This window comes from Prauserella sp. PE36 (genome assembly GCF_003311655.1).
Classification (GTDB): Bacteria; Actinomycetota; Actinomycetes; order Mycobacteriales; family Pseudonocardiaceae; genus Prauserella_A; species Prauserella_A endophytica.
Map to the genome: position 1 here is coordinate 34,984 of NZ_QEQT01000110.1, position 12,941 is coordinate 47,924.

Consider the following 12,941-nt stretch of genomic DNA (forward strand, 5'->3'; position numbering starts at 1 on the left):
ACATGTCGAAGCGTGCCCGTAAGCGTCGCGACCGGAAGAAGAACGGCGCGAACCACGGCAAGAAGCCCAACGCCTGAGCAGGCGAGGCGACGAACAGCGGCCCCGGCACCGGAATGGTGCCGGGGCCGCTGTTCGGGTGGCGTCAGTCGCTGCCTTCGGTGACGCGTTCCACGGTCACCTCGGTCTCGGAGATCCGCAGCCCGCCGTGCTCCTCCACGGTCTTGCGGATCGAGGCCCGCAACCGGTTCTTGAGCTCGGCCGGAGCGTGGTCGCCGCCGCACTTGCGGGCCAGCAGCTGCTTGAGCTGCTCGTCGATGCCGTACTCCTCGAGGCACGGCGGGCAGTCATCGATGTGCCTGCGCAGCTCGGCGTCCCGCTCGGGACTGCACTCCTTGTCCAGCAGCAGGAAGATCTCGGCGAGCGCCTCTTCGCAATGGACCTTGTCGGACTTGCCGGAACCGTGAGTGCTCATCGCCCGGCCACCTCCTGCTGGGCGGAACGGATGAACCCGCGCTCCCTGGCAACGTCGGCGAGCAGGCCGCGCAGCTGGCTACGGCCCCGGTGCAGGCGCGACATCACCGTGCCGATCGGCGTATCCATGATCTCTGCGATTTCCTTGTAGGCGAAGCCCTCGACGTCGGCGAGGTACACGGCGAGCCGGAATTCCTCGGGCAGCTGCTGCAGCGCCGCCTTCACGTCGACATCCGGCAGGTTGTCCATGGCCTCGACCTCGGCCGAGCGAAGGCCGCTCGACGTGTGGCTCTCCGCCTGGGCCAGCTGCCAGTCGGTGATCTCCTCCGTGGGTTGCTGGAGGGGCTGACGCTGCCGCTTGCGGTAGCCGTTGATATAGGTGTTGGTGAGGATCCGGTACATCCAGGCCTTGAGGTTCGTGCCCTTCTTGAAGGACGCGAACGCCGCATAGGCCTTGAGGTAGGTCTCCTGCACCAGGTCCTCGGCATCGGCGGGGTTACGGGTCATGCGCAACGCCGCCGAGTAGAGCTGGTCGAGCAGGGGCATCGCGTCGCGTTCGAAGCGCTCGGCTCGCTCCTGCTCCTGCTCTGTGTCGGCCGGGGTGGCCGTGGGCTCCGCGGAGTTCTGCGTGCTCGGCAAACCTTTCCCTTCCAGATCGGCGCTGTGGCGCCGGCGTGTGGTGCCCGCTGCCGACGGCTCGGTCGTCGGCTCCAAGGATACGCGGGAACGGCTGGCTGGTCTGGTCAGAGTGGTCGGCACGACGGGTGTAACGCGAGGGCCTCGTCGCGAATTCCTGGCCGGATAGGATGCGCTGCCGTGGCTGGTAAAGGCACTCCCGCAACGGCGTTGCTCAACAAGAAGAAGATCGCGCACACGGTGCACACGTACGACCACGATTCGCGACACGACTCGTACGGAACCGAGGCCGCCGAGGCCCTCGGGGTGGATCCCGCCAAGGTGTTCAAGACCCTGGTCGCCGAGGTCGACGGCAAGCTCACCGTGGGCGTCGTGCCCGTGACCGGCCAGCTCGACCTCAAGGCGCTCGCGGCGGCCGTCGGCGGCAAGCGGGCGAAGATGGCGGACGCGGCGGCCGCGCAGCGGGCCACCGGTTACGTCCTCGGCGGCATCTCCCCGCTCGGCCAGCGCTCGCGCCTGCCCGTCGTGGTGGACGAGTCGGCGCAGCGGTTCGACACGGTGCTCTGCTCGGGCGGGCGACGCGGGCTGGAGATCGAGCTGGCCCCCGCCGACCTGGTGACACTCACCACGGCGACCGTGGCGCCCATCGCGGACTGAGGCTCACGGCGGGCTCACGTCACGAGGGGGCGCAGCACCCGGCCGAGCCACTCGGCCGCGGCCCGCGACACTCCGTCGAGGTCGGCCTTGAGGCTGTGGTCGCCGGGCACCACCACGACCTCGTGGTGCGGTCCCGGCTCCGGCCTGCCGAAGGGGTCGTTCTCGCCCTGCACGACCAGCGTCGGCACCTCGACGCCGTCCAGCTCGGGCTGGCGCGTCCGTTCCGGCTTGCCCGGCGGGTGCTCCGGGAACGCGAGGCAGAGCACGGCGACGGCCTGGCCCTCCGCAGCGGTGCGGCACGCGACCCTGGCGCCGGACGAGCGGCCGCCGAACACGAGCGGGAGCCCGTCGAACCATGTGGTGGAAAGGTCCTCGGCCACGGCCAGCCAGGCCGCGTCGAGTTGCTTCGCGGGCGCGGGGGCGCGCCTGCCCGCGACCCGATAGGGCTGCTCGACGAGCGCGACGTGCACGCCGGCGTCGCGCGCCGACCTGGCGACGGCCACCAGGTCGGGCGCCTCGATCCCGCCGCCCGCGCCGTGCCCGAGCAGCAGCCCCGCCGCGCCCTCCTCTGCGCAGTGCAGCTCGGCACGGGCCGGGCCGTGCGGGGTGTCGATCTGCTTGCTGGTCATTTCCGGCTGGGCAGGTCGAACAGGGCGCCGGTGCCGCTCTCGTCGAGGTTCGCCGCCTCGGTCTCGACGCGCTCGAGCAGTTCGGGCCCGTTGTTGCGGACACTGTTGACCTTGGTGGAGACCGGCCGCAGCTCGAGCGAGTCGGCCCACTCGAGGCCCGGCGGTTCGAGCAGCCCGGAGGCGTCGGTGCGATCGGGGTCCAGCCAGTCCTGCCACCGCTCCTTCGGCATGACGAGCGGCATGCGGTCGTGGATGTCGGTGAGCTGGCCGATCGCGTCGGTCGTGATCACCGAGCACGTGATCAGGGGCGGCGCGTCCGGCTCGCCCTTCGGGTCGCGCCAGGTCTCCCAGATGCCGGCGAACGCGAGCGACGACCCGTCCCGCGTGGTCATGAAGAACGGTTCCTTCGGCGCCTTCTTGCCCGCGCCCTCGGCGACCCGCCACTCGTACCAGCCGTCGGCGGGAATCAGGCAGCGGCGCCGCGACAGCGCCTTGCGGAACGCCGGCTTCTCGGTCGCGGTCTCCGCACGCGTGTTGATCATGCGACTGCCGATGCCCGCGTCCTTCGCCCAGAACGGCACGAGGCCCCAGCGCATGACGCGCAGGCTGCGAACCGCGGGCTCGTCCTCCTGCACCTTGCCCTCTTCGTCGCGCGGGTGCCGCTCGACGACGCTGACGATGTTCTTCGTCGGCGCGACGTTGTAGTTCTCGGTCGGCGCGTGCCCCTCGGTGCCGTCGGCCGCGTCGAACTCCTTCATCAACGTGGCCGGGTCCTTGGTGGCGGCGTATCGGCCGCACATGAGATCGGCCCTCCCCTTGTTCGTGGCTGTAGAGCGCCATCGTGGCACGGTTGCTGGGCCCTGGCGAGCACCATGGGGGATCATCAGTGCAGGTATCCCCGCGAGTGGAGGGTGTGACGGTTTGGCCCGCAGTGACTGGCGCAAGCTCGACGAGAGCGACGTCAGGGTGCGCCCTGGCAAGGGAACCCGTCCACGGAGCAAGCGCCGGCCGGCACACGCCGACGCCGCACCCGCCATGGTGACGGCGGTCGACCGTGGCCGCTGGACCTGCGCGGTCGAGGCCGATCCCGGTCGCGCGGTCACGGCCATGCGGGCCCGCGAGCTGGGCCGGACACCGGTGGTGGTCGGCGACCGGGTGGGCCTGGTCGGCGACGTCAGCGGCAAACCCGACACGCTCGCGCGGATCGTGCGCGTCGAGGAGCGGACGAGCCTGCTGCGGCGTACCGCCGACGACACTGACCCGTACGAGCGTGTGGTCGTCGCCAACGCCGAGCAGCTGCTCATCGTCACCTCGCTCGCCGACCCACCACCGAGGACGGGGTTCATCGACCGGTGTCTCGCCGCCTGCTACACGGGCGGCCTCGAACCGGTGCTTTGCCTGACCAAGGCCGACCTCGCCGACCCCGGCGAGCTGCTCGCGTCCTACGCCGACCTGGACGTGCCCGCCGTCGTGACGCGCTACGACGAGGAGCCGGAGGGGCTGCGCGAGCAGCTGCAGGGGCGGGTGTCCGCGCTCGTCGGCCATTCCGGCGTCGGCAAGTCGACGCTGGTCAACCGAATCGTGCCCGACGCCCGCCTGGCGACCGGCGAGGTGAGCGCGGTCGGCAAGGGCAGGCACACGTCGGTCAGCGCGATCGCGCTCCCGCTGCCCGACGGCGGCTGGGTGATCGACACTCCCGGGGTGCGCTCGTTCGGCCTGGCCCATGTCACGGCCGACGACATCGTCATGTCGTTCCCCGAGTTCGCCGAGGCCGCCGAGGAGTGCCCGTCCGGCTGCGGGCACCTCGGCCCGCCGGATGACCCGGACTGCGCGCTGGACGAGGTGGTCGAGGACGGGCAGGCGCGACCGGGCAGGCTCGCGTCACTGCGCAGGCTGCTGGCGTCACGAGCGGGTCTCGAGCAGCCCTGACACGCCGCGTTGGTTAAGCCGATGTGAAGCCGATCCGGTAAGCATGGAACCCTCATAGGGGATCGCCCGTCCGAGCAGAAGAGGGGCGAACCGCTCACACGATCAAACTCACAAGGGGATCTTCATGCGTAAGACGGCTCTGGCGGCCAGCGGCTTTGCGCTGGTCATCGCGCTCAGCGCCTGTGGCAGCGACGGTGACTCTGGCAACGCGTTCGGGGGCAACCCGGGCGGTGACGCGGGCTCGAGCTTCTTCAGCGACCCACAGCAGCTGGCGGCGGCGGCCTCCGAGAAGACGGCTGAGTCGAAGTCGTCGAAGTTCTCGATGGACATGAACATGGCCGGCATGCAGATGACGGCCGAAGGTGCGGGCCTCTACGACGGCGCCAACACCAAGATGTCCATGAACATGGAGATGATGGGCCAGTCCATCGAGATGCGCCTGGTCGACCAGGCGATGTACATGAAGATGGCCGGTCTCGAGGCTCAGACGGGCGGCAAGCCGTGGGCGAAGATCTCGCTCGACGGCACCGACCCGATGTCGCAGCAGCTGAGCAGCTCGATGGAGCAGAGCGACCCGACCAAGACGCTCGAGTACATCAAGGAAGCCGGCGAGATCACCAACAGCGAGAAGACCACCCTGGACGGCCAGGAGGTCACGCACTACACGATCGAGCTGGACTTCAAGAAGGTCGCCTCGGAGATGGGCGCCGCGTCCGGCATCACGCCCGAGCAGGCCGAGCAGCTGCCCGCCAAGCTGCCGATGGAGCTGTGGCTGAACAGCGACAACCTGCCGGTCCAGGTCGTCATGGACATGGGCAAGATGATGGAGGCCGCCGGCGCCGGTGGTCAGGAGGCCAAGATGACGATGAAGTACAGCGACTGGGGCACCCCGGTCACCGTCGAGGCCCCGCCCGCCGACCAGGTCGGCGAGATGCCGATGGGCTGACGCCCGCCCTCGGCTGAGCTGAGCCAACGTCCCCCAAGGCCACCTTTGCCGCGTTGAACGCAACAAAGGTGGCCTTGGGGGACTTTTTCGTTACTCCATGTGGGGGTAGGCGATCGAGGTGGGCGCGTCGAACGTCTCCTTGATCGACCTGGGGCTCGTCCAGCGCAGCAGGTTGAACATGGAGCCAGCCTTGTCGTTGGTCCCCGACGCCCGCGACCCGCCGAAGGGCTGCTGGCCGACGATCGAGCCCGTCGGCTTGTCGTTGACGTAGAAGTTGCCCGCCGTGAACCGCAACGCCCGGTGCGCCTGCTGGATCGCGGCCCGGTCGTCGGCGAACACCGCGCCCGTGAGCGCGTACGGAGCGCTCGTGTCCACCAGTTCCAGCACCCGCTCGTACTCGCCGTCCGGGTAGACGTACACGGCCAGGATCGGGCCGAAATACTCCGTGGAGAGCACCTCGTGCGCCGGGTCGTCGGTCAGCAGCACGGTCGGCTCGACGAAGTAGCCGATCTGGTCGTCGCAACCGCCGCCGACCAGCACCTCCAGTGCCGAGTCACCGTCCACACGCGACAGCAGTTCCCGGTGCTTGGCGAACGCCTTGGCGTTGATCACCGCGCCGCCGAAGAGCGAGAAGTCGGAGATGTCGCCGTACTTCACGCTCTTCGTGACGTCGGCGAGCCGTTCGCGCACGCCGCCCTCCCACAGCGAGCGGGGCAGGTACGCCCGCGACGCCGCCGAGCACTTCTGGCCCTGGTACTCGAACGCGCCCCGCACCAGGGCGGGCACGAGCTTGTCCGGGTCCGCCGAGGAGTGCGCCACCACGAAGTCCTTGCCGCCGGTCTCGCCGACGATCCTCGGGTACGAGGCGTAGCCGTCCAGGTTCTCGGCGATCTTTCGCCACAGCAGCTTGAACGTCGCCGTGGAGCCGGTGAAGTGCAGGCCGGCGAACCCGGGGTCGGCGAGCGCGACGTCGCTGACCGCGTGACCGTCGCCGGTCACCAGGTTGATCACGCCAGGGGGCAGGCCCGCCTCCTCGAACACCTGCATCGTGAAATGCGCGGCGAGCTGCTGCGACGGCGTCGGCTTCCACACCACCGTGTTGCCCATCAGCGCGGGTGAGCTGGGCAGGTTGCCCGCGATCGCGGTGAAGTTGAACGGCGTGATCGCGACCACGAAGCCGTCCAGCGGCCGGTACTCCATGCGATTCCACGCGCCCGGCACCGAGTTGGGCTGCTCGGCGAGGATGCGGCGCGCGTAGCTCACGTTGAAACGCAGGAAGTCGATCAGCTCGCACGCCGCGTCGATCTCGGCCTGCTGCACCGACTTGGACTGCCCGAGCATGGTCGCCGCGTTGATCGTGTCGCGGTACGGCCCCGCCAGCAGGTCGGCCGCGCGCAGGAACACGGCGGCGCGCTCGTCGAAGGGCAGCTCGCGCCACTCTGGCGCCGCGGCCTTCGCGGCCCGCACCGCCTCGGAGACGTCCTCGGGCGTCGCCTGCGCGCTCACCCCGAGCACGTGCCCGTGATCATGCGGTTGCACGACGTCGAACGGCTCTCCGCCCGCGAGCGCGCGCCTGCCGCCGATGGTCTGGGTCAGCTCGTGCTTGTCGCCCTTCAGCTCGGCGAGCCTGCGTTGCAGCGACGAGCGCTCCTCGGTGCCCGGCGCGTAGGTGCGCACCGGCTCGTTCTTCGGTACCGGAACAGATGTGACGGCGTCCATGGGTCAGTCTCGCCTCCCGGAATCGCTCCGCTTCGTGGGCGGTCTGACCTCATGGTTACATGAGCTCGAGCAGGAAGGGCAGTTCCTGAGGCGCGTACCAGGCGAGCTCGTGGTCCTCGACGTCCCCGAGGGTGAACTCGGCGTCGGGGTCCCCGAGATCGGCGGCGTCGATCACGGCGGCGGCGGCCAGCACGGCGGGCTCGGCCTCCGCGGCGTCGACGTGCACGGCCGCCACGTCGGAGAGCCGCACCGGCCCCGAGAGGCGCACCACCGCGTGGTCGAGGTCGGGCCGCAGCGTCACGTCCTCGACGTCGGCGGACACCACCACCCGCCTCGGCGGCTCCTTGGCGTCGTGCGCGTCCTCCTGCGCGGCCGCGATCAGCCGCAGCGAGGCCCGCGCCGCGTCCAGCAGCGCGGCGTACTCCAGCTCCTCCGTCGAACCGCTGACGTAGGACTCCCGCAGCGCCGGGGTGAGCGCGAAGCCGGTGCCGCTGAGCGGCCGGAACTCACCGTCCTCGACCAGTTGCCGCAGAATGCCGATCGTCGCGGGCAGGTAGACCCTCACCAGTTCGTCCCTTTCAGTTCCTCCAGCGCTTCCTCGATCATCTCCGCCACGAGGCGCACATCGAACAACGCCTTGCGGTCGCCGTTCAATCCGAAGTAGACACCGCCGTGGTACGAGGTCACCCCGATCGCCAGCGCCTGGTCGCGGGCGAGCGGCATCACCGGATAGATCGCGGCCATCCTCGCCGACCCGGCGTACACGGGTTCCTGGGGGCCCGGCGAGTTGGTGATGAGCACGTTAAAGATGCGCCCGGAGAACGACCCGGCCGCCCGCGCGGCCAGCGAGTGCATGGTCGCGGGCGCGAAACCGCCCACCTTGAGCATGGCCCGTGCGGCGACCGAACGTTCGGCGTCGAGATGCTCGGCCATCGCGTGCGCGATGTGCTGCAGCCGCAGCACCGGATCGGACTCGCCGACCGGCAGGTCGACCAGGTACGGCTTGACGCGGTTGTTGACCAGGCCTGCCGTGGAGAACTCGGCCGCGTCGGGTTCCAGCACCGCGAGCGGCACAAGCGCGCGAACGGTCGCCGAGTCGTCGAGCGGCTCGCCGCGCGAGCCCAGCCAAGACCGCAGCGCACCGGTGAGCACGGCGAACACGGCGTCGTTGACGGTACAGCCGTGCTGGGCGCGGATCTTGCGGAAATCGTCGAGGCTGGTGCGCAGGCCGACGAAGACGCGGCCCCCGGAGACGTGGCAGTTCAGTGGCCCCGCCGGCGCGGGCCGGATCACGCTGCGCAGGGCCGACGCGAGACCGCCAACGGCGCCGATGGTCTTCTCGGCCGTGGCGGCGAGGTCCCGCGCGGCCGAGCGGGCGTTCTCGACGAGCTCGCCGGGCCGCTGCACGGCCTCGCCCACGGCGTCGAGCACCAGTTGCGCGCGGTTGGGCGGGCGGCGCGGCGTCCAGGTGTCCTCGCCGGGATCGCGCTCGGCGGCACCCGCGTCGAGGATGAGCTGGCCGAGGTCGACGGTGCCGAGGCCGTCCACCAGCGACTGGTGGGTCTTGGTGACCAGTGCCACGCGGTTGTCGGCGAGCCCCTCGATGAAGTACGCCTCCCACAGCGGCCGTTCCCGATCCAGCTGACGAGCCATCAGCCGCGCGACCAGGTCGAACAGCTGCTCGTCGCTGCCCGGAGCGGGTAGTGCCGAGCGGCGGACGTGGTAGTTGAGGTCGAAGTCCACGTCGTCCACCCACACGGGTCTGGCCAGGTGCCCCGGCACAGGCAGTGCGCGCTGCCGGTAGCGCGGCAGGTAGCCGAGGCGGTGGTTCACCAGCGCGAGCAGGGCGCCGTAGTCGAAGCCGGTCCTGGGCCGGTCGAAGATGGCCACGCTGCCGACGTGCATCGGGGTGGCCGGTTCCTCCACGTACAGGAACGATGCGTCCAGCGCGGAGAGACGGTCGGACATGTGGTGATCCTGGCACAGGTGGGAGACTTCCCGCCGTGGGTGACGATTCCGCGGTGTCCCCGAAGGACCGCTTCCTGACCGTCTACGGGCGCAAACCCGTGCTCGAGGCGCTGACCGACCCTGCGCTCGATGTCGACAAAGTGATACTCGCCGACGTGGCCAGAGGGCAGGCGGTCACCGAGATCGAGCGCGCGGCCAAGGCCGCCGGGGTGCCGGTGCAGCGCGCGAGCGCGCACCGGGTGAAGGTGCTCGCCGGAAACGGCAAGCAGGACCAGGGCGTGCTGGCCGACGTCGTCGCGCCGAGGATGCGCCCGCTGGCCACAGCGCTGGCGGAGCAGCGGCCACCGTCGAGGGTGCTCGTGCTGGACGGCATCACCACGCCCGCGAACGTCGGGATGATCCTGCGCACGGCGACGGCGGCGGGCTTCGGCGGCATCGTGGTCCCCCGGCGCGGGGTCGCGACACTGGACCCGCTGGTGGTGAAGGCATCGGCCGGCGTCGCGTTCCGGGCTCCCGTGCTGCGCTGCGTGACCGCTCTCGACGCGGTGGAGCAGCTCACCGAGGCCGGCTACGCCGTCTACGCGCTGGGAGCCTCGGGCTCGGCGTCGCTGTTCGGCCTCGACCTGCCATCGCGCGCGGCGTTCGTCCTCGGCGGCGAGAGTCAGGGCGTGAGCGAGGAGGTCGCCCGCTACGTGGCCGAGTGGGTGTCGATCCCGATGCCGGGTGACGTCGAGTCGCTCAACGTGTCCGCGGCCGCCGCCGTGCTGTGCTTCGAGGTCGTGCGGCGAGGGTGATCAGCCCGGTAGCGTCGCGCGCAGCTTCTCGAGCGTCGCGGCGATCGCCGACGGGCTCCCCGGGGCGATGTGGATCTCGGCCTCGGCCCCGGATCCCGTGGTGTAGTTGAGATACCGGCCCCAGTCGGTGTCCACATAGTGCAGTGGCGAGTCGAGCCTGCCGTAGCGGCCGAGCTCGTCGCGCTCGGCGACGTACAGCTCGCCGCCGCCCGTCACCGGACGCTGGACGACCTTGACGATCTCCTGCACGTCGGCGGGCAGCCGGTTCCGCGGCCCGCCGCGCCTGGCGGCCTCCTCCAGGTCGATGATCCGCACCGACCACTGCGTGCCGCCGCCGGGATAGAGCTCGGGCAACTGCTCGACGAAGGCGTCGGCCAGCTCGACGACGCCGACCGGCGTGAGCGTCACCAGGTCGCCGGCCCGCACGGCCAGCAGGCCCTGAACGCCGCGTGCCGCGGCGAGCACGCCCCAGGTGCTCTCGCCGTGGGAGAACCAGCCGTAGTACTCCAGCGAGGCGGTGGTGAGCAGGGGCAACCAGTCGAGCAGCTCCACCTCGACGCGGCCACGCCGGTCGACGAGCCCGGCCTCGGTGAGGCTCCTGGTCAGCGCCGAGTCGAGCGCGGCCTTCTCCTCGTCCGGGAACCACATCGGCTCGGGCTGCAGAACGACGTGGAGCGTGCCCACCCGTTCGCGTTCGACCAGGCCGGCGAGCACGCCGAGCGGGAGCTCGACTCTGTTGGCTCTCACTCGCCGATCACCGGCGGCGTGGTCTTGCCGAGGTCACCGATGAACACTTCGTCGGGGTCGTTCTCCTGCAGGTACGCGGCGCGCTGGTGCTCCTCGTCCTCCTCGCGGTTCGCCCGGCCCGCTCCGACCGGCGCCATCGCACCCATGCCGGTGCCCCTGGCGCCCGCGGCGCCCCGTGCGGCGGCGGACTCCGCGGCGGAGGCGGCGCCACCGGGCAGCCCGGCGCCCGTACCCTTGCCGGCGCCAAGTGCGCGGGAAGCCGCGTCACCGGCGGACCCGCCACTCCCGACACCACCACCGACGCCCCCACCGCCGACCCCGCGGCCGACGGTGCCCCCGGGGCCGCTGCTGGAACCGCCGCCGGGGCCGTAGAGCCTGCTGCCCGCGCGCTCGTTGAGCCCGCGCGGGGCGCCCGGCTTCGTCGGGTTGGTGGTGCCGAAGGTGCTGCGCCCGGGCGGTGTGGACCCGGGCCGCGCCCGGTCGCCGGAAGACGAGCCGGCGGGTGGAGGCACCGGCCCGGCAGCGGCGAGCCCCGTCGTCGGCCCACTCGGACCCGAAGGACCGCTGGGCCCGGAGGTGATCGGCCCCGGCGTGGTGTTGGGCGCGCCCGTTCCGGTCGACACGGGCGAACCCACCTGCGGAACGGCGCTGGTCATCGGCCCGCTCGTGGTGGGCGTACCGGTCCCGACAGGGGCGGCGACCGTGGAGCTGCGCGTGACGTCGGAGTGCAGGTCACCGGAGATCGCGCTCGGCGTGGAGCTGTTGGCGACCGAGATCGGCGACGAGCCCGGCTCGAGCACCCCGTAGGTGCGGGGGAAGTTCGAGTTGCTGCTCGTCTGGTTCGAGTAGGCGGACATCACGTCGACGTTGTGCTGAGCGGCACGGTTGTGGGCCTCGACGCCCTCCTGGTACGACCGCAGGTCGCTGGAGGCCATGAACGGCCCCGCGACGGGAATGGCGGCCTTCAGACCGGTGGTCCAAGGGTTCGGCTTGTCCGGCAGCGGCGGCACGGGCTCGACGGAGTTGGCGGCCGTGTGCCAGTCACCGGCCTGCGTCTTCATCGAGTTGACCGTGCTGTCCATGTTCCGGGCGGACTCCTCGAGCGCGGGCATCAGCGGCGCCGCCCCCTGCCGCGCCCTGGTACTGGCGTCCCCACTCCACGCCGACTCCATGGACTGCTGGATGCCCTCGATCGCCTCCGCGCGGTCGCCGTAGGTCTTCTGCAGCTTGAGCAACTCGTTCGCGATCAACTGCAGCGACGAGGTGCCCTCGCCCTGTTTGAAGTTGTCGAAGACCTCCGCACCACTCAGGCCACCCATGTCACGCGCCCCCCTTCAACGTTTCGATCACCGCGCCGGCCACCTGCTCGACGACAGGACAGGCTTGCTCGGGCTCGTCTCCATAGGGCCCTGCGTAGACCGAATAGGTCAGATCATCGGCGATGCCGACGTACATGGCGCAGCTCCCGCGGTCGCGATTGTCTGAGATATCGCTGAATGCCGCAGGATAGCCGTCCACGGTGGTCGGCTCGTAGTACTCGAACTGTCCGTCCTGGTAGCCGTCGTAGATTCCTTGCAACCCGCCCATGCCGTCCTGTTGGTTCCCAGTCTGGATACCGACGACGACTGATTGCCCATGCCCACGCACGTTCCAGCCGCAGCCCGGTCCCGACAGGGCCGCAGTGCTGTTCTCATCGGCGGTGAGCGCCTTGCCGGGCTCGGTGTAGGAGAGTTCGTTCATGACCTTTTGCGGGACGAGGTCGCACGGGCGGTCCAGATACGCCGAGGCATCCAATGGGCTGGAGACCTGAGGCACATCCCCGCCGGAGGCTGACGTGCTGTTGTCGGCACTCGAGGTCCACGACGAGGCCGACGGCGTACCCGGCTCCTCAGTCGCGCAGCCCGCAGCGAGCAGGCCAACCATCAACGCAGCAGCTGCCGCACGGGGCGCGCGTCGTGCGGAAATCATCAGTTCGTCTGTCCAGTCGCCGCCTGCATCGGAGCCGCATTGGTCTCCTCGGTGGTGCCGATCTTCGTCTTCGCCTCGCGAAGTCGGCCCAGGAAATCCTCGACGTAGGCGATCATGGAGAGGTTCGAGTCTTCCAGCGACCTGACCCCCTCGCGGAGACCATCAACGAAGTTACCGCTCGGATCATCCTTTGAAGGCGGCGTGAGCCTGTCGACCATGAGCCTGATCGCGGTCTGGTCGGTTGCGAGATCCTCGAGCAGGTCCTCCCACTGGCCGATCACGGCGTCGATCTGCTCCGCGTCGAAGGTCCACTTGCCGGCCGTCACGTCGACCGCCGTCTGGACCCAGTTCTGGGTGCCGTACACCTTCTGGACCTCCGCGAGCGCGCTTCCGGCGCCCGCGAACACGTCGTCGAGGCGCTTTTCGCCCGAAAGCTCTTCGGCCATCCCCATCTCCAAGCTGCGCGTGACCATCCGG

At 70.3% G+C, this 12,941-nt stretch carries 16 protein-coding genes; 5 read left to right on the forward strand and 11 right to left on the reverse strand.

Going from position 1 to position 12,941, the window contains the following annotated elements:
* Window positions 1-2: 2 nt before the first annotated feature.
* Window positions 3-77, forward strand: a complete 75-nt coding sequence (locus DI005_RS39840) for a 50S ribosomal protein bL37 (protein ID WP_098515123.1) — start codon at window positions 3-5, stop codon at window positions 75-77.
* A 65-nt stretch (window positions 78-142) separates the two neighbouring features.
* Here DI005_RS39840 and rsrA read toward each other — a convergent pair whose 3' ends face one another.
* Together rsrA and DI005_RS35445 are read right to left on the reverse strand one after the other, a co-directional pair.
* Window positions 143-472: a mycothiol system anti-sigma-R factor gene (gene rsrA, locus DI005_RS35440; RefSeq protein WP_112270975.1), complete on the reverse strand. Its 330-nt coding sequence runs from the start codon at window positions 470-472 to the stop codon at window positions 143-145.
* Complete coding sequence (locus DI005_RS35445) at window positions 469-1,110, reverse strand: sigma-70 family RNA polymerase sigma factor (RefSeq protein WP_110337654.1); 642 nt, start codon at window positions 1,108-1,110, stop codon at window positions 469-471. The genes rsrA and DI005_RS35445 overlap by 4 nt, the downstream gene beginning before the upstream one ends.
* 177 nt (window positions 1,111-1,287) lie before the next feature.
* Between DI005_RS35445 and ybaK the strand changes: the two genes are divergently transcribed.
* Entirely contained in the window at window positions 1,288-1,764 is a 477-nt protein-coding gene (gene ybaK, locus DI005_RS35450) for a Cys-tRNA(Pro) deacylase (protein WP_113644958.1), read from the forward strand.
* A gap of 14 nt (window positions 1,765-1,778) precedes the next feature.
* On the opposite strand, the gene DI005_RS35455 is transcribed toward ybaK, so the two are convergent.
* A complete protein-coding gene (locus tag DI005_RS35455; protein ID WP_112270971.1) occupies window positions 1,779-2,393 on the reverse strand; it encodes an alpha/beta family hydrolase in 615 nt (204 codons plus the stop codon).
* The gene (locus tag DI005_RS35460; protein ID WP_113644959.1) at window positions 2,390-3,193 is read right to left on the reverse strand and encodes an SOS response-associated peptidase; all 804 of its coding nucleotides are present in this window, start codon (window positions 3,191-3,193) and stop codon (window positions 2,390-2,392) included. The genes DI005_RS35455 and DI005_RS35460 overlap by 4 nt, the downstream gene beginning before the upstream one ends.
* Before the next feature lie 121 nt (window positions 3,194-3,314).
* Here DI005_RS35460 and rsgA point away from each other — a divergent pair, with 121 nt between their 5' ends.
* The gene (rsgA, locus tag DI005_RS35465) at window positions 3,315-4,322 is read left to right on the forward strand and encodes a ribosome small subunit-dependent GTPase A (RefSeq protein ID WP_113644960.1); all 1,008 of its coding nucleotides are present in this window, start codon (window positions 3,315-3,317) and stop codon (window positions 4,320-4,322) included.
* Between the two features lie 124 nt (window positions 4,323-4,446).
* A complete protein-coding gene (locus DI005_RS35470; RefSeq protein WP_112270966.1) occupies window positions 4,447-5,268 on the forward strand; it encodes a hypothetical protein in 822 nt (273 codons plus the stop codon).
* Window positions 5,269-5,358: 90 nt separating this feature from the next.
* On the opposite strand, the gene pruA is transcribed toward DI005_RS35470, so the two are convergent.
* The 3 genes from pruA to DI005_RS35485 are packed head-to-tail and all read right to left on the reverse strand — an operon-like array spanning window position 5,359 to window position 8,955.
* Window positions 5,359-6,987, reverse strand: a complete 1,629-nt coding sequence (gene pruA, locus DI005_RS35475) for an L-glutamate gamma-semialdehyde dehydrogenase (RefSeq protein ID WP_112270964.1) — start codon at window positions 6,985-6,987, stop codon at window positions 5,359-5,361.
* 55 nt (window positions 6,988-7,042) lie between these two features.
* Window positions 7,043-7,552: a hypothetical protein gene (locus DI005_RS35480; RefSeq protein WP_112270962.1), complete on the reverse strand. Its 510-nt coding sequence runs from the start codon at window positions 7,550-7,552 to the stop codon at window positions 7,043-7,045.
* A complete protein-coding gene (locus DI005_RS35485) occupies window positions 7,549-8,955 on the reverse strand; it encodes a wax ester/triacylglycerol synthase family O-acyltransferase (protein ID WP_113644961.1) in 1,407 nt (468 codons plus the stop codon). Before DI005_RS35485 ends, DI005_RS35480 begins: the two co-directional genes overlap by 4 nt.
* Before the next feature lie 35 nt (window positions 8,956-8,990).
* Here DI005_RS35485 and DI005_RS35490 point away from each other — a divergent pair, with 35 nt between their 5' ends.
* Window positions 8,991-9,749: an RNA methyltransferase gene (locus tag DI005_RS35490; RefSeq protein WP_113644962.1), complete on the forward strand. Its 759-nt coding sequence runs from the start codon at window positions 8,991-8,993 to the stop codon at window positions 9,747-9,749.
* On the opposite strand, the gene DI005_RS35495 is transcribed toward DI005_RS35490, so the two are convergent.
* The 4 genes from DI005_RS35495 to DI005_RS35510 are packed head-to-tail and all read right to left on the reverse strand — an operon-like array spanning window position 9,750 to window position 12,937.
* Window positions 9,750-10,496 (reverse strand): ESX secretion-associated protein EspG, encoded by a 747-nt coding sequence (locus DI005_RS35495; RefSeq protein WP_113644963.1) that lies wholly within the window; start codon window positions 10,494-10,496, stop codon window positions 9,750-9,752.
* Entirely contained in the window at window positions 10,493-11,815 is a 1,323-nt protein-coding gene (locus tag DI005_RS35500; RefSeq protein ID WP_112270955.1) for a WXG100 family type VII secretion target, read from the reverse strand. Before DI005_RS35500 ends, DI005_RS35495 begins: the two co-directional genes overlap by 4 nt.
* Window position 11,816: 1 nt before the next feature.
* Window positions 11,817-12,464, reverse strand: a complete 648-nt coding sequence (locus DI005_RS35505) for a DUF3558 domain-containing protein (protein ID WP_113644964.1) — start codon at window positions 12,462-12,464, stop codon at window positions 11,817-11,819.
* Entirely contained in the window at window positions 12,464-12,937 is a 474-nt protein-coding gene (locus tag DI005_RS35510; protein ID WP_137097257.1) for a hypothetical protein, read from the reverse strand. The genes DI005_RS35505 and DI005_RS35510 overlap by 1 nt, the downstream gene beginning before the upstream one ends.
* Between the last annotated feature and the right edge of the window lie 4 nt (window positions 12,938-12,941).